Source organism: Enterococcus plantarum (genome assembly GCF_001730295.1).
GTDB lineage: Bacteria > Bacillota > Bacilli > Lactobacillales > Enterococcaceae > Enterococcus_L > Enterococcus_L plantarum.
In genome coordinates this window covers 78,037-99,233 of sequence record NZ_MIKA01000045.1, presented here as the reverse complement: position 1 = coordinate 99,233, position 21,197 = coordinate 78,037, and the positions used below count along the sequence as shown (strand labels likewise).

Annotated in this window: 20 protein-coding genes and 1 pseudogene; 5 read left to right on the top strand and 16 right to left on the bottom strand. The window is 37.5% G+C overall.

Going from position 1 to position 21,197, the window contains the following annotated elements; translation table 11 throughout:
• Positions 1–7: 7 nt before the first annotated feature.
• Positions 8–1,084: a glutamyl aminopeptidase gene (gene pepA / locus BCR22_RS11420; RefSeq protein ID WP_069655011.1), complete on the bottom strand. Its 1,077-nt coding sequence runs from the start codon at positions 1,082–1,084 to the stop codon at positions 8–10.
• Between the two features lie 251 nt (positions 1,085–1,335).
• On the opposite strand from pepA, the gene BCR22_RS11415 reads away from it, so the two are divergent.
• Positions 1,336–1,677: a PepSY domain-containing protein gene (locus BCR22_RS11415; protein WP_069655010.1), complete on the top strand. Its 342-nt coding sequence runs from the start codon at positions 1,336–1,338 to the stop codon at positions 1,675–1,677.
• Between the two features lie 169 nt (positions 1,678–1,846).
• On the opposite strand, the gene trmB is transcribed toward BCR22_RS11415, so the two are convergent.
• The 5 genes from trmB to BCR22_RS11390 all read right to left on the bottom strand — a co-directional run bounded on the left by trmB (position 1,847) and on the right by BCR22_RS11390 (position 6,394).
• Complete coding sequence (gene trmB, locus BCR22_RS11410; protein ID WP_069655009.1) at positions 1,847–2,494, bottom strand: tRNA (guanosine(46)-N7)-methyltransferase TrmB; 648 nt, start codon at positions 2,492–2,494, stop codon at positions 1,847–1,849.
• Positions 2,495–2,681: 187 nt separating this feature from the next.
• The gene (locus BCR22_RS11405; RefSeq protein WP_069655008.1) at positions 2,682–3,461 is read right to left on the bottom strand and encodes a phosphotransferase family protein; all 780 of its coding nucleotides are present in this window, start codon (positions 3,459–3,461) and stop codon (positions 2,682–2,684) included.
• A 98-nt stretch (positions 3,462–3,559) separates the two neighbouring features.
• Positions 3,560–4,435, bottom strand: a complete 876-nt coding sequence (dat, locus tag BCR22_RS11400) for a D-amino-acid transaminase (protein WP_069655007.1) — start codon at positions 4,433–4,435, stop codon at positions 3,560–3,562.
• Between the two features lie 2 nt (positions 4,436–4,437).
• A complete protein-coding gene (locus BCR22_RS11395; protein ID WP_083241827.1) occupies positions 4,438–5,655 on the bottom strand; it encodes an ABC transporter permease in 1,218 nt (405 codons plus the stop codon).
• Between the two features lies 1 nt (position 5,656).
• On the bottom strand, positions 5,657–6,394 hold the full coding sequence (locus BCR22_RS11390; protein WP_069655006.1) for an ABC transporter ATP-binding protein: 738 nt from the start codon (positions 6,392–6,394) through the stop codon (positions 5,657–5,659).
• Between the two features lie 135 nt (positions 6,395–6,529).
• Between BCR22_RS11390 and BCR22_RS11385 the strand changes: the two genes are divergently transcribed.
• The 3 genes from BCR22_RS11385 (at position 6,530) to BCR22_RS11375 (ending at position 8,628) form a co-directional block, all read left to right on the top strand.
• A complete protein-coding gene (locus BCR22_RS11385; RefSeq protein ID WP_069655005.1) occupies positions 6,530–6,958 on the top strand; it encodes an HIT family protein in 429 nt (142 codons plus the stop codon).
• A complete protein-coding gene (locus BCR22_RS11380; RefSeq protein WP_083241826.1) occupies positions 6,958–7,299 on the top strand; it encodes a YtxH domain-containing protein in 342 nt (113 codons plus the stop codon). Before BCR22_RS11385 ends, BCR22_RS11380 begins: the two co-directional genes overlap by 1 nt.
• A gap of 297 nt (positions 7,300–7,596) precedes the next feature.
• Positions 7,597–8,628, top strand: a complete 1,032-nt coding sequence (locus tag BCR22_RS11375) for a peptidylprolyl isomerase (protein ID WP_069655003.1) — start codon at positions 7,597–7,599, stop codon at positions 8,626–8,628.
• 23 nt (positions 8,629–8,651) lie between these two features.
• Here the strand turns inward: BCR22_RS11375 and BCR22_RS15780 are convergent.
• The 10 genes and pseudogenes from BCR22_RS15780 to BCR22_RS11330 all read right to left on the bottom strand — a co-directional run.
• Positions 8,652–8,924 (bottom strand): annotated as a pseudogene (locus BCR22_RS15780) (ASCH domain-containing protein); the annotation flags it as partial.
• Positions 8,925–8,939: 15 nt separating this feature from the next.
• Complete coding sequence (locus BCR22_RS15775; protein WP_240485883.1) at positions 8,940–9,131, bottom strand: ASCH domain-containing protein; 192 nt, start codon at positions 9,129–9,131, stop codon at positions 8,940–8,942.
• Between the two features lie 22 nt (positions 9,132–9,153).
• Positions 9,154–10,098, bottom strand: a complete 945-nt coding sequence (locus BCR22_RS11365; RefSeq protein ID WP_069655002.1) for a 3'-5' exoribonuclease YhaM family protein — start codon at positions 10,096–10,098, stop codon at positions 9,154–9,156.
• Positions 10,099–10,100: 2 nt separating this feature from the next.
• Positions 10,101–12,797, bottom strand: a complete 2,697-nt coding sequence (locus BCR22_RS11360) for an ATP-binding protein (RefSeq protein WP_069655001.1) — start codon at positions 12,795–12,797, stop codon at positions 10,101–10,103.
• Positions 12,794–14,026: a metallophosphoesterase family protein gene (locus BCR22_RS11355; RefSeq protein ID WP_069655000.1), complete on the bottom strand. Its 1,233-nt coding sequence runs from the start codon at positions 14,024–14,026 to the stop codon at positions 12,794–12,796. The genes BCR22_RS11360 and BCR22_RS11355 overlap by 4 nt, the downstream gene beginning before the upstream one ends.
• 171 nt (positions 14,027–14,197) lie before the next feature.
• Positions 14,198–15,328, bottom strand: coding sequence for a metallophosphoesterase (locus BCR22_RS11350; protein WP_069654999.1), 1,131 nt, complete (start codon positions 15,326–15,328; stop codon positions 14,198–14,200).
• Positions 15,325–16,191: a phosphatidylserine decarboxylase gene (locus BCR22_RS11345; protein ID WP_069654998.1), complete on the bottom strand. Its 867-nt coding sequence runs from the start codon at positions 16,189–16,191 to the stop codon at positions 15,325–15,327. The genes BCR22_RS11350 and BCR22_RS11345 overlap by 4 nt, the downstream gene beginning before the upstream one ends.
• Before the next feature lie 21 nt (positions 16,192–16,212).
• Positions 16,213–16,818, bottom strand: coding sequence for a CDP-alcohol phosphatidyltransferase family protein (locus BCR22_RS11340; RefSeq protein ID WP_069654997.1), 606 nt, complete (start codon positions 16,816–16,818; stop codon positions 16,213–16,215).
• Positions 16,819–17,024: 206 nt separating this feature from the next.
• Positions 17,025–17,366 carry a YlbF/YmcA family competence regulator gene (locus BCR22_RS11335; protein WP_069654996.1) on the bottom strand — a complete coding sequence of 114 codons (342 nt, stop codon included), beginning with the start codon at positions 17,364–17,366 and terminating at the stop codon, positions 17,025–17,027.
• Positions 17,367–17,434: 68 nt separating this feature from the next.
• The gene (locus tag BCR22_RS11330) at positions 17,435–19,597 is read right to left on the bottom strand and encodes a PBP1A family penicillin-binding protein (RefSeq protein WP_069654995.1); all 2,163 of its coding nucleotides are present in this window, start codon (positions 19,595–19,597) and stop codon (positions 17,435–17,437) included.
• Between the two features lie 523 nt (positions 19,598–20,120).
• Between BCR22_RS11330 and BCR22_RS11325 the strand changes: the two genes are divergently transcribed.
• Positions 20,121–21,077, top strand: coding sequence for an endo-beta-N-acetylglucosaminidase family protein (locus tag BCR22_RS11325; protein ID WP_069654994.1), 957 nt, complete (start codon positions 20,121–20,123; stop codon positions 21,075–21,077).
• Positions 21,078–21,197 lie beyond the last annotated feature (120 nt).

Here is a 21,197-nt window from a genome sequence, read left to right as displayed (position 1 = left end):
TTCTCCTCTACTTTCCGTAAATGATTGTATTAACGGTTGTTTTATCTAACCCTTTTAAGACTTGAATCAGCATTTCACGGGCTGCTTCAAAGTCTTTGATATTAAACATGGTTTGATGTGTATGGATATATCGTCCGCAAACACCGATCACTGTACTTGGTACACCATTATTTGTTGTATGTGCGGCACCTGCATCGGTTCCACCTTTAGAAACAAAATATTGATATGGAATGTTGTGGGTTGCTGCGGTATCTAATAGATACTCGCGTACGCGAGGTAACGTGATCATACCTGGATCATAAATACGTAGCAACGTTCCTTCACCCAGATGTCCATAGGTTCCTTTTTTCGTTTGGATATCATCGGCCGCTGAACAATCTACTGCAAAGAATAAATCTGGATTGAATTTATGCACAGAAGGTTTAGAGCCACGTAGTCCAACTTCTTCTTGCACATTTGCGCCAGCAATCAACGTATGGCCTAATTGTTCATTTTGCAACGCTTCTAAGGCTTCTAAGACTAAGGTACAGCCATAACGGTTGTCCCAGGATTTACTAATAATGTTTTTGCCGTTAGCCGTTTTGATCGTTTCCGTTTGCGGAACAATTGAATCCCCTGGACGAACGCCAAAGCTTTCCGCTTCTTCTTTTGATTCAAACCCGGCATCAAATAAAATATCCGTTACTTCTAATTGTTTTTGACCGCTCGTCCCACGTAATAAATGTGGCGGAACGGAAGAAGAGATACAGGGATAATTACCTTTACTTGTTTTTAACGTAAAGCGCTGCGCTGATACCACATATGGATTCCAACCACCCAAAGGCACTACTTGGAATAATCCATTTTCTTTGATTTGTGTCAACATAAAACCAACTTCGTCCATGTGAGCCGCTACCATAACACGTGGTGCATCTTGTTCTTTCGTTCTTTTTAGACCAAAAATCCCACCTAAACCATCATATTGAATCTCGTCTACTAATGGTGCCATATTTTTTTTCATATACGTACGAATATCATCTTCAAATCCGCTGGTTCCTTGTAACTCTGTTAATTCTTTAATGCGTTGAAATGTTTTTTCTTCCATCGTTGTATTATCTACCAGATTTCCTATTTGCTACATTTTTCAGGATAAACCGTTCTATTTTGTTCAAAATAACATGATTTTTCAACAAAAATGGCAGATACTCCTTTCATATGATTTCACATTCATTATAACGCAAATTTTTTCAATTGCCCACGTTTTTTGTTTTTCGATATTTCCATACAATGTGTTAGAATAGAGTCAAAGCTGAAGATTTTTGGCAAACATTTGAAAATACGCGGAGGTTATTCCCCATGAATGAAGAAAATGAATTAAGTTATTTTAAAGGCGGCTTGGCAATCGGCGTGAGTCTTGGCCTATTAAGCGGAATTGCTTCAACTTTATGGTATCAAAAGAAAAGGACAGTAGATGCTGATGTAGTTTTAGAAAATGTTAAGGATGCATTTTTAAAAGAGGGACCGATTGAAGGCTCTTGGATTGAATTTGAGAAAAAACCTCTAAGAAAATTTGCTGTCCATTCAAAAACTTACAATGGCGGCATTTCACGGTTGGAAGATGGGATTATGGTGCAATATGAATTTACTGCCGACGCCTTTACCGGTACTGTCATTGATGTAAAACGAATCAAAGATTAAAAAAGCGGTTGAAACGATACATCTTTATGTGTAGTGTTTCAACTGCTTTTGTTTGCTCTTATTTTATTTTTTTCCGTCTGTTGCTTCTATGCTCTATAGGTTATTTTTTCTCAAATTCATTTTTAAAAAAAGGAACTCGCAATGGGCAATCCAATCAATAAAAATATCCTTAGTTTTCAGATTGAAACCTCGCTTCAACGCGATATATTGGCTGACCTTTAGCAGAAAACTTTTCTTCATACTCAGTCATGACATTGCCTTCATACTCACTAGCGTGTAGATCTAGCCAAACTTGTTCAAGAATCATGCCATATTTCGAAAAGCTGCTTAATGAATATTCAAATAAGCCACGATTATCCGTTTTAAAATGAATTTCTCCGTTCGGTTTTAAAATCTTTTCATCTGTCGCTAAAAAAGTTTTAAACGTCAAACGACGTTTTTCATGTCTTGTTTTTGGCCAAGGATCAGAAAAGTTCAAATAAATTTGGTCCACTTCATTTTCTGCGAAGTATTGTGTTAACTCTTCTCCATTCACATGAAGCAATTGTAAATTCGGCAGTTTTTCTTCCAAGGCTTTTTCTAACGCAATTGAAAGAACACTTAGTTGCATGTCAATCCCAATATAATTGATTTCTGGATTTGCTTTTGCCATCCCAACTACAAACTGTCCCTTTCCGGAGCCAATTTCGATATGAATCGGGTGATCATTCCCAAAACGTTCAGTCCAACGTCCTTGCCATTTCTCTGGTTCATCCACTACTAATTCAGGATGACTAGCCAAAAGTTCAGCTGCCCCAGGTCTTTTTCTCATTCGCATATTCTTTATTTCCTTTCTCCCTAACAAATTTTAAGAGGGTAGAACAAAACAATCATCGTCTTGTGCTGCCCTCTAATTATTTAAGTAAACGTTGAAAACAGAAGCAACGACTACACTTCATTTCAATCTCATTAACTTCTAAACATGACACATGCTGGAGTTATTGGACGTCTATCTCAACCTTCTGTTAATACCCAAAAGCTTGTTTCAGCTTCAAGATTTCAGCATTCATTTCTCTTTTTTCTCCTGATTGATAGTGTCGGAGAGTTTCTTGTAGAAAATTGAATAACGCGTACCACTTGATTCGTGTCAATGCTTCTTCACTTGGTCGCATACCATATGCTAGCAGCCATTTATTCCAGCTACTTCTTGGAACATAATGACCTAATAGCATGCCCAAATCTAAAGCTGGATCTGCAATCATTACTGAGTCCCAGTCAACTAAATATAAATAATTATTCGATACGATCCAATTACGGTGATTAACGTCACCATGAACAACCATATAATTATGAATAGAATAATTTGGTATATTTTCTTGCAGATAGCGATAGACTCTAGCAAGATACGAATTGTTTTGAAGTTCTTGAGGCAATCTCTCGCCATATGATTGAAGCATCATCGCAGGTGTTTGGACTTGACCGCCGATTTTTCCTAGCATGCTTTTCAGCATATGTGAATGGTGCAAATGATAAAGGACATCCACAACGTCATTTCTTCCACCGATTTCTTGGGCTTTGAGTACCTGACCGTCTAGCCACTCTTGTGCTGTTAAAATATCGCCTGTCACTGTTCGTTTCGTCCAAACTAGCTTAGGGGCAATTCCTTCTTTAGACAATGCAGCCAAAAGAGGAGAAGTATTTCGTTTAATAAATACTCTTTCAGTCGCACGTATACCCATGAAAGTTTGGCCAGTTGCGCCTTTTATTGGCTGCAAGCGCCATTCCTTATCCAACTGAAATGCCATGGAAATTATCTCCTATCCTAACAACTTCTAATAATTAATTACAGTAAGTATCATTTTATCTTCCACAGCGTTTAACGTCAAGCATCTCTCTTGTTCTTTTAACGTTCACCTTTGTTTTTTGACGTTCCGCATACTGTATCGACACTGGTAATATAGGCATTGAGCAATCGTTTAGTGATTTCTCCTGGTTTTCCTGTTCCTACGATATGATCATTTACTTTTATAACAGGCACAATTTCGGTTAGCGATCCAGATACAAAACATTCATCTGCCGTAAACAATTCTTCTTCTGAAACTGCTTCTTCTTTCACTCTAATGCCCATTTCTCTTGCCAACTCGATAATTTTCATTTTAGTGATGCCAGGTAAAATCAATTGACCGTCTGGATGTGTATAAACTGTACCATCCTTCACTATCCAGAAATTGGCAGCTGATGCTTCCGTCACTTTGTTATCACGTACAAGCACTGCATCATCAAACCCTTGACGGCGAGCCTCATCTAAGGATAAAACATTCCCCAATAAACTTAATGATTTGATATCGCAATGTAACCACCGTGTATCCGGAACTACAGCAACGGTGATTCCTTCTTCCATTTTTTCCACTGGACGTTCATACGGTCTATAATTGGCCGTTAAAACTCCTTTGACTTTTTCAGGATCTGGCAGCGCATGATTCCTTGGTGAATCGATGCCTCTCGTTACTTGAAAATAAAGCTTTCCTTCTTTGAACCTTTCAAGTTCGACTAATTTTTTTAAATTAGCGGTCAACTCTTCTTTTGTAAAAGGCAAGTGCATTCTAATTTTTTCAGCACCGTGCCATAAACGATCCAGGTGTTCTTCTACCATATATAGATGACCATTATACACGCGCACCACCTCATACAGACCGTCTCCATATTGATAGCCGCGATCTTCAATATCAATTTTTACTGCTTCTCGTTCAACAATTTGATCATTCCATAAAATATGCATGATTAGCCCTCCATTTTCTTCAACCGATAAGGAACATAAAATTTAGCAAATAACAAAACTTCAACAATCAACGCAACTACCACCATTAGCCCCTCTTTAAGATCAGGTAACGCAATCAAAACAAAGACACTGAACAAAAGAGCTGCTACAAGTAATAACACTGTTACAAGTTTACTCACAGCCTGCTTCTTTTGACCGTCTGGCACGGGATAAAGGTGGGTCATCACCATATAATCAAACTGCGTATAGATTGGAATCAACTGAAAGCCGATCAGATAAACAAATAAAACAGATACTCCCATCGAAATCCAAAATTCTTTCAAGAAAAATAGAATCACTCCAGCAACCAATACCAAACGAATAAATAATCCGCTATACTCAGAGCCTCTTAAAAAACTACGGGCATAAAGATATAAATAGGTATTTTGGCTTGTTTTCTTGATTTTTCCCAATAACGGATCTAGGAATTTCCGACGTTTTACACTGCTGGAAATTTCTGGTACATCTGTAAATAAGTGGATAAATTGATAAATTCGATGCATCCGATTTTTTTCTTTTTGAATCATTCGTTCCCAATCTAACGATACAGTTTGTTCTTTTTTATTCAATAGTATATAGAAAAAAACAACCTGTACTAATGCGATAAGTGGTCCTGCTATAGGTACCACATATAAACTAAGAACAATTGCGACTAAACTTGTGATGAACCATAGGAGAAACCACAAATAATATTCTCTTGAAGAAATTTGGTACAGCTCATATTTTTGTAACCGCAAATGACCGGCCTTCAAAATCCCTAACATCACAATAAAGTAGAAAAATGTTGAAAAAGCCCACCCTGTCGAAACTACGACTAACGGCATTGACATACCGCCTAGCAAGAATAACGCGACTAATGGTATCCAGAAAGAATAACGAATAGCACGATTCAAATAACGATTCATTTCGGGCTCTTTCGGTAAAATAAAAACTTTATCCGCCTCTTCTGCTAATGTAGCAATGCGGCCGATTTGCAACAACGCTAGCCAAAAAATTAAGATAATCGGTCTGCCCCAAACAAAATTTGCCGGTAATGTTTTTAATACTTGAGAATAATAAAAACCCAATCCACCTAATAGAAAAACACAAACCAATATAAAATGGTCATTAAACACATAACGCATATATTTCATCATTTTTTTCAAATGGCGTGCTAAACGAATGCCAAAAAATCCAGACATATTAACCCACCTTTTCTTCTTTTGTCAGTGCAATATAAATATCATCTAATGAAGAACCAGGTAAACTAAACTCTTCACGTAACTCTTCCATTGAGCCTACTGCTCGAACTTCACCGTCATGTAAGACAACGAAACGATCGCAATAGCGCTCAGCAGTAGCCAAAATATGCGTTGACATCAAGATGGCTGCTCCTTGATTGCGCATTTCATCCATCAATTCTAACAACGCATGAATCGCTAAAGGATCTAGGCCTAAAAATGGTTCATCAATGATATATAAACTCGGTTCGATCAAAAAAGCACATAAAACCATGACTTTTTGTTTCATCCCTTTTGAAAAATTAGCGGGAAACCAGTCTAGTTTATTTTCTAAACGGAAGGTTTTTAATAATGTATCTGCCCGTTTAAAAGCTTCTTCAATCGGGATATCATACGCCATTGCAGTAATTTCAATATGTTCTCGCAAGGTTAATTCTTCATATAAAGAAGGCGTTTCAGGAATATACCCAATTTTTTTTCGATAACTTTCCGGTTGTTGCTTCAACGTCTCGCCATCGATGGAAATTTTTCCTTTTTGGGGTGTTAATAAACCAATCACGTTTTTGATCGTCGTACTCTTGCCAGCACCGTTTAGACCGATCAAGCCTACCATTTCGCCTGATTTCACTTCAAAATTAATATCTTTTAATACAGGAATATGGCCATAGCCTCCTGTTAAATGTTCGATCATTAAACTCATTTTATTTCCTCCAACTTATTTTATCATGATTCTATTATACCACGAACTTTTTGAAGGATTCATGAACTTTTCCTCCCAAATAAATTTCAAGGTATGGTAAAGTAAAAGAAACAACAAAAAGAAAGAAGGGAAACCATGACAGATTGTATTTTTTGCAAGATTATTGATCAGGAAATTCCAAGTTATAAAGTTTATGAAGACGACAAGGTTTACGCCTTTTTAGACATTACTCAAGTGACCAAAGGCCATACTTTACTTGTTCCTAAAGAACACGTAACTGACATTTTTGAGTATGATCTAGCCCTTGCAGGCGACGTTTTTGCTCGTGTTCCTAAAGTAGCGAGAGCTTTGGAAAAAGCATTTCCAGAAATGCAAGGATTAAACATTATCAACAATAATAAAGAATTAGCCTATCAATCTGTTTTTCACTCTCATATCCATTTAATACCTCGTTATGGGAAAACAGATGACTTCTCTATTCATTTTGGCAATAATCAGGAAACCTATTCTTCTGAAGAAATGCAGGAAATAGCTGAAAAAATCATGAAGCAGGTGGAACAATAATGGGAAAATTTTCTAAAGGAATGTTATTCGGAGCTGTCGTTGGTGCTGCTAGCGGGTTACTTTTTGCCCCAAGAAGTGGTAAGGCTACTCGTCAAAAATTTGTCGATGAACTAGAAGATTGGTCTGATTTAAAAGAGGATTTTACTGAAAAATTAGATCAATTCAAAGAATCAGCGCAGGCATTCCAAGCCGCTGCTGATATGTATATCGAGCCATTCATCGATGGTGTCAATCAAGACGTTGAAAATTTCATGTTCCAAGCAGAGCCACGTTTAGACCAAATCCAAGAACAAGTTGAAAAAATCCAAGAGGAATTACCTGAGGCAACGTCAAAAGATTAATCACTTTTGAGAGGAAGTCTTTAAGGTGTGTGACCTACGTGAACTATACGTTGGTTACACACCCTTTTTTTACTTTCCTTCCTTTCTTCGGCTTTATTCCCCAGTAAAACTCGAAATTTAGACTTAATTTTTTAAAACCCTCCGTTTTTATAGATGAAATTGTGTCCTAAATTCGAAATTTTTTCGAAACTATTGCTTACGTATTTCTTTTATGAAACATAGTGTGTTATAGTTATAACCGTGAGAAATTATTTCTACATAATAAAAAATAAAACAAACTTAGGAGTGCTTACAAGAATGAAGAAAAAATTAATCTTAGCTGCAGCAGGTATGTTCAGTATTTTCGCCTTAGCTGCTTGTACAGGTGGTTCACAAGACATCGCAACAATGAAAGGTGGCACAATCACTGTTGATGATTTCTACAACCAAACCAAATCAAGTCAACAAAGCCAACAAACAGTTCAACAAATGATCATTTTCAAAGTATTTGATCAAAAATATGGCAAAGATGTTTCAGACAAAGAGGTTCAAGCTAAATTTGACGAAACTAAGAAAAGTATTGAAGCCCAAGGCGGAAACTTTGCGGATCAATTAAAACAAGCTGGTCTTACAGAGAAAAGCTATAAAGAACAAATCAAACAAAGCTTAGCTTATCAAGCTGGGATCAAAGCACACATCAAAATTACTGATGCTGATTTAAAAGCTGCTTGGGAAACTTTCCACCCAGAAGTTGAAGCAGAAATTATCCAAGTTGCTACTGAGGACGAAGCAAAAGAAATCAAAAAACAATTAGATGATGGTGGCGACTTCGCTAAAATCGCTAAAGAAAAATCAACTGATGAAGCCACTAAAAAAGACGGCGGCAAAGTGAAATTTGATTCTCAAACAGAAACAATTTCTGAACCAGTTAAAACAGCTGCTTTCAAATTAAAAGACGGTGAAGTTTCTGAACCAATCCAAGCAACTGATGCAACTGGTTACCAATCAACATTCACTATTGTAAAAATGATTAAAAACAAAGAAAAAGGCAATGACATGACTCCTTACAAAAAAGAGTTGAAAGAAATTGCTGAAACAGCAAAACAAAACGATCAAGAATTCACTCAAAAAGTGACATCAGAAGTTTTAACTGAAGCAAACGTTAAAATCAAAGATGATGCCTTTAAAGATGTTTTAGCCGGCTTAGTTGAAACAAAAGATTCAGCTAAATCAAGCGATTCTTCTAAGAAAGAAGAAAAAGAATCTTCTTCTAAAGAAAAAGAATCTAAATCAAGCGACTCTGAAAAATCTAAAGATTCATCAAGCAAAACAGAAGAATCTTCTAAATAAGCACAACAAAAAAGAGATGATAGTCATCTCTTTTTTTGTGCACTATTTTGAAAAACCAATTCAAAAAGTTCATAAACAATCAACATATCTTCAGAGAAAGGTAGCCCATTCACCTGTAACTCCTGTTCAAAAAACGGTTGGTGGACATTGCGCCAATACTGTAATGTCCGATCCCCCTCGCCTTCTAGATAGCCATGCACTTCGGAGATTTGAGAATAAGGTAGAATATCGACTACTCTTGTGCAAATAATTGCTTGTGCTTGGTCATTGCCATCCAACAGCACACTATAATCCCCAACTTCTGGTAACTTCTACCCTTCAAAACCTTGTTCATACAAAAGATGTAAAGACGACGTACCAGTCTTTTCTTTTCTGAGAACATGAGCTAACAGTTCATCGGCCATCTTCGAAGAATTGCCAAAAGCCCAAGCTTGATACTCATCATGCGTGATTCCATATTGATTTTTAAATTGTGTCCATAACGCTACCACGGATTGATTCATTCTTATCTCCCGCCTCATTTACTTAAATATCTTTCGGCACATAAAAACTACGATTGTCTAACCCAAAGATACGATCAGTATATTGTCCTGGTTCTGTTTGACGGACTGAGCCTAACATCATTTGGATTGATGCATCAATATTGTCGATTTGATGCAATACTTCCGCTTCCATGATTCGTGGGCGAACAGGTGACCCGTATTCCAATAAACCATGATGTGCTAAAACCATATGACGTAACACAATCACATCTTCATCATTCTCATCGATTTTCAACGCAATACAAGCTTTCGTAATTTCTTCATCTACAAGAACTAAATGACCGATCAGATTTCCTGAAAGGGTATATTCAGTGGTCATAGCTCCAGACAATTCTTTGACTTTTCCCAAATCGTGTAAAATAATACCCGAATAAAGTAGTGCTGCATTTAATTCATTGTATTCTTTACAGATTGCTTTCCCTAAACGAAGCATAGAAACTGTGTGGTATGCTAAGCCATTTGCAAAAGCATGATGATTCCGTTTCGCTGCTGGATAATCAAAAAATTCTTTTTGGTACTGCGTTAATAAATAGCGAACGATTCGTTGCCAATGTGCATTGGTGATTTCAAATACCGTTTGATTGATTTCTTCAACCATATCTTCTCGTTTCAATGGTGCTCTTTCCATATATAGGGTTGGCTGACAAGGCTCATCTGGTCGCGCAACACGCATATGAATGATTTTTACTTGGGGATTTCCCTGATATACTTCTCTTTTCCCATTTAAAAGAATAACGTTTCCAGCTGTAAAACGGCTGATTTCTTCTTCTGAAGCATCCCAATATTTCCCATCAATCGTACCTGACGTATCTTGAAAAGTAAAGGCAATAAATTTTTTGCCATTTTTTGCTACGCGTACATCAGCATTTTTGATCAACAGAAATAATTCAAACATCTCATCTACAGACAGTTCACGGATTTTTTTCATACTTATGCTCCTTCTAGTTCAATAATCGGTTGTTTTAACTCTTTATAATAGCTTACCATTTCTTGGTCAGAAGAAAAACAAATCACTTGCTGATGTTCCGAAAAAACGGCAAATAGTTGTGCTAGTTGTTCTTTTCTTTGACTATCGTAATGCAACCAGCCATCATCTATAATAATCGGGCATAAATTACGCTGCTCTTGTAAAGAAAGAAACGCAAAACGAACAGCCATAATAACTTGATCTCTAGTACCTGTAGATAGTTCGTGCAACATAAACCGTTGCTGATCTTCACGAATCACGATCAATTGCTCTTCATGCAATTGAATTCCTCGATACGCATTTCGGGTCAAGAGTTTAAAATAATCCGTCGCTTTTTTTAATAAATTCGGTAGTTGTTTTTCTGATAACTCGTTTAACAGATCCATTAATAACTGACCAGACAATTGATAAGCTGACCAATCTAAAGCAAGTTCTTCGATTTCTGTTTTCAGCTCGGTCTGTTCCTGATAAAGCTCATCTAGCGTGCCATCAGACAACATTTGTTGCCGCTGATAAAGAATTTTTTGTTCTTTTTCCTGCAATTGTTGGATACACGCTTCTATCTCATCAAGGCTTTGTGCCAATTCTCTTTGTGAGGATGGGAATTGTTTTGGCTCACTCGAATCAGGGTATAAGCCTACTAGCATTGTTTGTAGTTCTTGTTTTCGTTTGTGATTAGCTGTAGCTTTTTGGTAGCTTTGAACCATTTCTGGAATCTCGTTGATTGATCCTATCTGGAACCGTTGTAACAAGGGTCTAGCTTGGTCGATCACTTGCTGCTGTTTTTCTTTGACTTCGCGAATCGTCTGACGTGAATAAGCATCTGCCTGATATTCTTGGGCAAAACGCACTTTCTCCATTTTATCCGCAAAGTTACTGATTACACGGATTCTTTCCGCCAATGATGTTCCAGCGATCGGTAGGCGTGCTGTATAGCGTTCAGTTTGTTCTGCTAATACTGTTACACGTTTTTGATCCTCTTTCAACTGATGTTCAAGCTCTTGATTTGTATTGCGCAAAATCAAATAACGGGTAATATCGGTACGATGAGTCACCCAAAACTCGACTTGATCCATACGCCCTAAATTGTTTTCCTTCACTTTTTGAGCAATAAATCGTGCCATTTCTGTTTCTTCTTCACGAATTTTTTTGATTTCCGATTTTATTTTTACTAATTGATCATTTAAATAATCCAATTGTGATAACTTTTCTTGCCATTGCCGTTTTTCATTTTCATAGTTATCTTTGGGTTGATGAAAGAGCGGTAATACCCCTGCAATCAAAAGTCCTGCACTTAAAAAGAATGCGCCATACCGAATTGGTACGGGTAAAAAGAAACTCAGCAATACAATAATTCCTGCAAATCCGCAAAAAACAAAATTAACTGCCTTTTTAGGTTGACGATGATTTTTCCGAAACATTTCTTTATTGATTGTTTCAAACGTGCTTAAATTGTCCTCACGTGTCGTAATTTCTTCTTCCAACAACTGTAAATCAGTCTGAGTGGTCTGTAATTTGACTGCTCGGGCAACGATTTCCTCTCTCATCTCCTTGACCACCTGCTCTTCAAAAGATAGTTGCGGAGGTGTCTCTGAATTCCAACCCCATTGTCTTTCTAAAGGAAACATTTCTTGCTGATTTTGCTGTAAGGATTGGGTCATCCAACTGATTTCAGAAAGTAATTTATCAATATCATATCGTTGATTCAGTAATTGCTGAATCTGTTCTTCTTCTTTTAAATAAAACTGATAGTCCTCATTATGATCCTCTGTCTCACTTTGCGCAGCAATCTCTTGATTCAAACGAGTTAGTTCTTCACTCAAAAAGCGATGCTGCTGGTAGATGGCAAGCAGTTCCTCTTGCTCTTCTGGTTTTAATAGAACAGTTGTTTTGACTTGCTCGATCGATTGCAGCTCTTCGTATAAAGGTAAATTCATTACTTGTTTTTCAACCAGCGCTAGCTGATTCTTAATTTCTTGAGCCGCTTGACGTTGTGTTGCAATCTGATGCTCCGTATCTGATAGTTCTACATTCAATTGTTGAAAAGGTCTCTCTTGCTGTTCTTTGTCATTGATACGCTGTTGTAGTTTTTGGTAAGCATGCAATTTTTGATTTAATGGTGGTTGACTGCCTTTGCCTTTATAAATCGTTTGAGCACTCTTAAAATAATCTTCTCTGCTCAATAATAGTTGCTGACTTCCAGACAGACCTAAAGAAAGCAACGAGGTTTGCAGTTCTTCTTCATTTAATTTTTCTAATTGGCTAAGTTGTTCCTGTTGGAAAGTAAAGACTGACTGAAATAACTCTTTCGTTAGTGGATGAATCATCTTTTCCAGCAGTGCCTCGTCTCCTATTTGATCATCAAAATACACTTTAGCTTGTCCTTTATTTTGCCCTTTGAAACGTTCTACTTGCACTTCTCCATAAACTGGATGAGCAAACCATAAACGCCCTCCATAGGCTGCACCATTTTTCGGTTGATAATCTTTTTTTCGTTTTCCTTTGGCCGGAAAACCAAAAAGCATTGCTTGAATAAATTGATAAATCGTTGATTTTCCAGCTTCATTTGCACCAAATAATAATTGATTTTTTGGTAGAAACTCAATTTTATGTTGTTGCCATTTACCAAATCCAACAAGTTCTATTGCAATGAGTTTCATGGCTGATCCTCCTGAATGACAAAATCTTCCTTGATCTTTTGATCGGCATGTTCAAGACTGCGCTCACGCCACTCTTCATTAATCTGTACAACTGAAGAAAATAGCGGATTTTGCGTCAGTTCCTGTAACGTATTTGAGAATATATCTGGTTGCAAATAGATTTTTTCTAGTTGATTCAACAACTCTGGTGTTGCAGTGATCACAACCTTTTTATCCAGATTGTTGTTCAATACCTCTACTCGAAATAAATATATTGCCTGATTTGTTTGCTGTACTAGCGTTGCTTGTAGATATTGAAGTAATTCTCCATTTTCATAAGAGAGACGAAATTCTTCACCTAAATGCTGTGTATCTGCTAATTGGATCTCTTTTAAAACCAGCTGTCCTTGGTTCAGTTCATTCTTTAACAGAAGATCCTGAAGAATAACCAATGCCTCTTGTAAGCTTCCTGCATGTCGCAATGAATACTTTTCCACTTGCCAACTGACTCGAGCTACCGATTCAAATCGAACCGTCGCATGCCCAGCTTCTATTGATACGATAGCGACCCCTTGAACTGTTCGTTCTTTTTTCGTGTGTCCTTGCGGTGTTCCTGGATAGACGATCAAGGGGGCTGCACTCACTACCTGCGGCTGATGAATATGCCCTAATGCCCAATAATCATACCCCTTATTTTTCATCTCACTGAATGAAAATGGTGCATAATTCTGCTGACCATTATTCGTTGTATCACCATGATAAATTCCGATATGTAAGTCTACCGATGAATCCTTAGTGGGAAAAGTCGCTAGTTTATTTTCATTGATCCAAGGATGTTCATAACTAAATCCTGTGACGGCTACTTTTTCTTGATTCTTTGTCATAAAATAATGTGTCTCGACTTGCTCTTTCTGAAAAAGGGACATATTTTTCGGAAAATCAAACCAATAGCGCTCAGCTACAAAATAATCATGATTTCCAAATGACATGATCACAGGAATTTTCGCTTGATCCAACCGCTTCATTTCATCAATAAAGTAAGCTTGTGTTCGGATCGAAGTTCGACTTTGATGAAATGTGTCCCCAGCAAAAATCACTGCATCTACCTGATTTTTTAGTGCTATATCAACAATCGCTGTGATTACTTCGTGATTCGCTTGTTGTAGTTTTTCAACGATTTGTTTTGGACTATTTTTTAGGCCTTCAAAAGACCGATCCAGATGTAAATCTGCCGTATGCAATACTTTCATTAGATCCTCCTATTCGCCCTAATTGTTTTCTTTAATCATATCATTTTATTAAGAAGCGGTCAGTAAAAATATACGAAAATTTGTTCGTTTTTTATTTTTTTGAAGAGATAAAAAAGAAAGGGACTGAAATCCAACTCTATGAGTTTCGTTCCAGCCTCTATTCGCTCTATCTTAGTTTGTTAAAATCTCGATTTGAACAATTTCGCTTTGCGTTCCGATTCGCATCGGCGGGCCCCATGTCCCAACACCAGAAGACACGATGACTTGGGGGCTATTTTTATTTTTACGATAATAGCCATAATCCACAGTGAAGTACGCTTTTGTAACTAGATTAAATGGAAAAATTTGCCCTTGATGTGTATGTCCTGAAAGAATCAATTCATTCGCCTGCTCATACTCTTCAATCGTTGAAGGTTGATGATCTAAGATGATTTTTGGAAGTTTGTTGCCTACTTTTTTGAATTGTTCTTGCATGCTTTTTCTACCACCATCTTGTGATCCAATCGGCCGACTATCTTTTCTACCGACCACTAAAATCTCTTCACCTACCACGGTCATTTCATCTTCAAGTAACGTGATGTTTGACGCCTCAACAAGTGCTCTCATCTTCTCAAACGTTTCTCCAGCGTCATGATTGCCCCAACATAGATACGTTCCGTAAGTAGACGAAAGACGTTTGAATTCTTTCTCCATCCCTTGTGGATCTTGTAATGCATTATAATTTCCATCAAATAAATCACCTGAAATAAACACAATATCTGGATGTAGTTGATTGATTTTATTCACGATTTTGCCCAACTTCTTCACGTCGTTGACATACCCTAAATGCAAATCACTGATCAGCACAGCATTGATTTTTTTCTGTTGCTGATTGGTTGGTTCATTGATCACCACTTGATAACTCACCGTCTTGATTTGCTGCGCCTGCCATGAACCATAGCAAAATAGCACAAAAACCAGTAACGCCGCCCCTACCCAAACCATCAGTTCGGTCTTTGAATGAAGCAGAGTGATTTTTCTAGTAATTTTTAAGATCAAGTCTGTCAAACCAAAAATAACCAACGATAAAAACCAAAATGATAACCAGTAGCTACCCATTTTCCCGACAATACCGCCCACATCTGCATCAAATAAGAACATCGTCAGCAACGATGCAATCGAAAATACGCTAATGATGACCCATACAATAAATGAATACTTAAAAAATGAAAACTGTTCAAGTATGGACAAAAATAGTTTCCCGATGTAAAAATTACTCAAGAGGAATAATCCTCCGATAAGTAAAAATACTAATTTATTCATGCCTGTCCTCCAGCTTTTTTACCCACGATTTGTCCGAATTTCACGATTGTTTCGAGATTATTTTCGGTATTTGACCAAATGTCCGGATCAATCGTCACTTGATTTTCTTGGAATAGCAAGATTACTGTTGAGCCACCAAATTCAAACCAGCCTTTTTTCTCAAAACGCTGACAACCGCCTGAATTTTTCAGATTTTTGATCTTCCCAACCATTAGAGCACCGACTTCGATTTGAGCGATTTTCCCAAAGTGGTTCGTTTCGATAATCGTAACTTCTCTTGCATTTCTCGAAAAGACCGGTTCATTATGAACTGCTATCGGCTGTACAGTATGAAACACTCCCGCTATTTCCTGCTGCGCTAAAATAGTTCCTTCATCAATATAATAATAATGATGATAATCATCTGGTGTTAAACGAAAAATGACAGCACAGCCGCCTTGCCATTCTTGGGCAAGGCTTGTGCTATCAAGTAACTCCGACAGAGCATATTCTGATCGTTTGATTTTGAATGTTTGGTCTGCACTGATTGGATAGACTGTGACCTTGCCATCACAAGGCGCACTCAACACTGTCTTTTCTTGGGACAAAACACGTACTTCAGGTTTGATTTCACGCATAAAAAAATGGTTGAATGAACGATAGACCATCGGTTCATACTCGTCCATTTGAAGCTCGTTTTTCTGAATAAACGGATTGATCATTGCTTTTGAAAGCGAGCTATTTAAATAAGCCCCAGCCACTTTTGTAAGCGGTGGTTGGATGAGTCCTTTTAGAATAAAGCGTCCAATCGGATTTTTATATAAAAAGTTTAATGACCAGCTATCATTTTCATTGATAGGCTTTGTTTTAAAGTGCTTCTCCATCTATTTTCCCCTTTGAACAATTTAACGAACAAAAAAAGCAACAACAGCGCCAACTAAGGCTCCGAAAGCTAATTTTCTAGGATCGACTTTTTTGATTTTTACCTTTGAAATAAATAAGAATCCGATAATCAACAGCACCGCTGGATAAACAAGTGTGATTGCTATATGAAAACGACCCGCAGCAAAAAATAACAACGGAATCAATGCTGCACTGCTTGTTACCGGCAGCCCTTCGTAATATTCTCGGCATCCGTCGGCTTGTTCCTTTCTTTCCATTTCCGTTACATTATAGTGGGCTAATCGAATCAAAGCAGCTAAAATATAAAATGCAAATAATGGCAAATAAATTCCTTGTGTCAGTCCTGAAGCATAACCTAGAACTGTTGGGAAAACCCCAAAACTAATCAAATCAGCAAGTGAATCGATTTGAATACCGTAGCACATCTCGCTTTTTGTACGCTCTTTAAGATTTGCGACGAATCCGTCAAACATATCACAAATCCCAGAAAGGACTAAACAAAAAATTGCTTCAACGATATGCTGCGTTAACGCTAAATACATTCCGATTATAGAAAAAATGGCATTTCCATAAGTTAGAATAACTGTGTAATCATAAATACCAATCATACAATTTGTTCCCCAATTCTTTTTTCGTTTAGTATTACTATATCATTAAAGTTACCGAATTTGGGAGATTTTTTGACATTTTATGTGTTTTTAGTGCCAGAAATAAGTGCAGTCTCTCCCCTTAGTGTAATCCACTAAAAAAAGAGGATAAAGATAGCGGAAGATATTCCGTGTCCACTATCTTTAACCCCTTCTCTATTTAGCTCTTAATCGTTATATAAATCACGAATCGGTGTCATGATAATACGGTTTAAATCATTCACGATCAGGCTAAATGCTTGTTCTTTTTGCATCAATTGATTGATGACTTCTGCTTTTTGAACTTCCGTTGCCAAAGCTTGAGCTTTTTCAGCATCTTCTTCTGAAAATTCCTCACCACGCATTTGTTTTTCTTGTAGTCCTTGTTGGAACGTTTGGAATTCTTTAAATAATTTGTACGCTTCTTCATCTGCTTTTACATCTGCATACGCTTGTTCTAAGGCTTTAAATTCTTCCATTTCGCGGATTTCGCGTTCTACTTGATTGGCTGTATCATAAATATTACTCATTCAATCTCCCTCGTTTCTATAGATTCTTCTCTTTGATTGTACCATTCTTTGATTCGTTTTCAAACCGATTATTCTCCTGTTAAACCACCCAAAAAGTCTTTAAGACCATTTTTCGCATTGTCCCAGCCCTCTTTGAGTTTGCCGCCGATATCTTTCGCACCTTCTTTGACTTGACCGCCAATATCTTTGACACTGTCTTTCCAGGCATCGCTATTATCATTAGTTGGTACTTCACCTGCTGGCTGCACGACGCCTCCTGTAGCATAAGCATCCGCTACAGTAAATGGTGTTTGTGTCGTATAAGGTAATATTCCTTGCGTCTGGTTACTGAAAACAGTCGAAGCATGCGTGGCACTGCTACCTTGTAAGTAATGACTTTCACTCGTTTGTTCAAAGCCTAACCATGTCGCGACTACCACATCAGGTGTATATCCGACAACCCATTGGTCATTCGTTTTATCGGTGTCAAAGTTCGTTTCTGTGGTTCCAGTTTTCCCAGCCATGACATAGCCTGCTGGATCAGCATTCATCCCAGTTCCTGAACTGAATACGCCTAAAAGCATACTCGTCATTTGGTCTGCGGTATCTTTTGTGATAACTTGTTTCGTTTTAGCATTCGTATTATCAACGATGACCGCTCCCGTAGAGTCAACGATTTTGTTGATCAAATGCGCTTCTGACTGAACACCGCCATTGGCAAATGGACTATAAGCATTTGCCATCGTTAACGGAGAAACACCCGTTTTCAAGCCCCCTAAAGCCAATCCATAATACTTATCTTCTTGGGCTAAAGGAATACCAAATTTTTCTGTTTTTTCAAAGCCTTTGTCCAACCCAATTTTATGCAACGTCCAAACGGCTGGGAGATTCAAACTTTCACCTAACGCTTGGTACATCGTCACTTCACCGCTGTTTGTGCGGCTGTAGTTTTCAGCAGGATAATACTCTTGTGGTTTATCTTCTAAAATACTATTGGGCTTCATTCCTGATTCTAATGCAGGTGTATAAACTGAAATTGGTTTCAAGGATGACCCTGGTGACCGTTTCGTTTGAGTCGCAAAGTTAAATCCTCGGTATACATGTTCGCCACGTCCACCTACAACCCCTTGAACTCCGCCTGTCTTTGGATCTAGCGCAACAGAACCACTTTGCACCATTGCGCCATCTTCTGCATTTGGCGGGAATAAGGCGTCATTCGCATAGGTTTGTTCCATCGCTTTTTGATAGTTTTGGTCTAATGCTGTATAGATTTTATAGCCTTTATTCAATAAATCTTCTTCTTTTAAGCCATGTTGATTGACCGCTTCATCGATGACTGCATCAAAGTAATACGGATATCTATAATCTGAATTTTGATCAGAATAATTGTCATTCAATAAGCTAGCCATCTCGACTCCTGCTTGCGCATCTGCTTCACCTTGGGATAATTTCCCGTTATCGACCATCAACTGTAAAACCGTATTACGACGATTTACTGCATTGTCAATATAATCTAGTGGGTTGTAGATTCCAGGGCCTTTCAACATTCCGACCAAAGTGGCTGCTTCGCCGACTGACAATTCACTGGCACTAACACCAAAATATTTGTGAGAGGCATCTTCAATTCCCCAAACCCCATTACCAAAATATGAATTATTGAGATACATTTCTAAAATTTGTGATTTATCGTATTTTTTCTCGATTTCAATCGCTAAAAATAATTCTCTCGCTTTACGTGTCATAGTTTGCTCTTGCGTCAGGTAGGCATTTTTAGCTAGTTGCTGTGTGATGGTACTACCACCACCACCGCCACCTATCATACCAAGACTCAACTTTCCAACTACTGCTCGTAAAAGTCCTTTGATATCATACCCATGATGTGTTTCGAAGTTTCGATCCTCAGTTGAGATCAAGGCATCTTTAACGAATGGTGAAATCTGATCTATGGTGACAAAAGTCCCTTTTTGACCAAATAATTTTCCAGCCTGCTCTCCATTTTTATCATAAATAACCGTTGACTCTTCTAGACCGGCCTTCAACGCACCGACATTCGCTGATTTTGCTAAAGTAAATAGATAGATACTAGTTACTAAAACAGCTACCAAACCTAAAAGTAAAATGATTTTATTAATTTGATATTTCTTCCAAATCCGCTTTCTCCAATAGTGAAAACGAACAAGATACGGTTTGATCCACGTCCAAAAGCGTTGGAAACCAGATTTTATTTTTCCCATAATTGTTTTAACGTCCATAGTGCTCCCTCTTTATATAAAAGTTTCTAAGCCATTTTAACATAGAAAGCTACTCTTATTCATACGGCTTTAGCATGAATAATGCACATAAATTTTGTTTTGCCTATTTTAACACGTTTTTCTTTTCTTTTTATGTAGAAAAGGTTAAGAATCCATCAAGAAATCATAGAACTCACGGAGTAGAATAACTATTTAACGTATAAATTCTTATTTTCGTTGTAAAAAAGTGCTACTTTATAAAAAGTTTAATCATAAAAAATTCATATTTTGCCTTTATTATATAAGTATACCAACAAACAACCCTAACAAAACACTTTTTCATTTTTTAACTCCTTTTTCCCACTCTTCCCCAAAGAGTGGGTCTCTTTTTGTCTTGAGAAAGTTTTCAATTAAAACCAAACGAAATGAAAGTTCTACCTATATTGTTGCTGAGAGCTCCTTGCACTTGTGTTTAAAGAATTTTTTGTGCTACACTTTTCCCGAAATGTAAACGTTTTACAAAAAATGAAGAGGAGCGTTTTTTATGTCTAACAAGTTAGCGTCATTCCTTGTTCCAGTTTTCTTTCTACTAAGCTTTAGTTTAGTATCTACACAAGCCAACGCCGTACAAGCATCTCCAAAAGAGCCAGTTATGATGGCTTACTATCGTACCTGGCGAGACGTGACGATGCCTCATGATGCAAATTCAACGTTACCTGATCAAAATGTCACTGCGATGACTGATATTCCTGAAGGCGTAGCTATCGTCTCTGTTTTTCATTATGTAAACCCAGGTACCAATCAACAGAAATTTTGGGATACATTAAGAGATACTTATGTTCCGACATTACATGCTAGAGGAACGCGCGTTATTCGAACGATCGATATTAGAGAAGTTTGGAATGTCCCTCATGCAGGTGCAATACCAACCACTGAAGAATATGATCGATATGCGCAACAATTAATAGATACCTATCTTACGCCATGGAATCTGGACGGACTAGATATCGATATGGAGTCTAGTTTAACAGCTAAACAAGAAGCAATGGCTGCTGGGACATTCAAAGCGTTATCTCAACACTTAGGTCCTAATGCTAATACCGGAAAGTTGTTGATTTATGACACTAATAAAGACAATCATTCTTTATTTCAAAAAGTTGCTTCTTATGTTGATTATCTTTTTATCCAAGCCTATGGTCGCCCAGCTAGTTCTTTAGATAAGACCTGGAATACTTATAAAAGTTCTGTGACGCCACAACAATTTCTTCCAGGGATCTCCTTCCCAGAAGAACAGGACCACAATAGATGGAACGATACGGTAGAACCTTACGAAACAAGTCGTGCGTATTCTTATGCAAAATGGCATCCAAAAGAGGGTCAAAAAGGCGGAATGTTTGTCTATGCGATTGATCGTGATGGTAAACAATTTGGGGATGATACAATCACAAAAACCGATTTCAGCTGGACAAAACGTTTGATCAATACGATGAATACCCACTAATTAGGGGTGTTTTGTTTGAAACTTAAACACTTCTTTAGAAAAATTTTACAGTTTTGAGTAAATTAATACACAAAAAATTCATATTTGATTTGTATTATATATGTATACCAACTAACAACC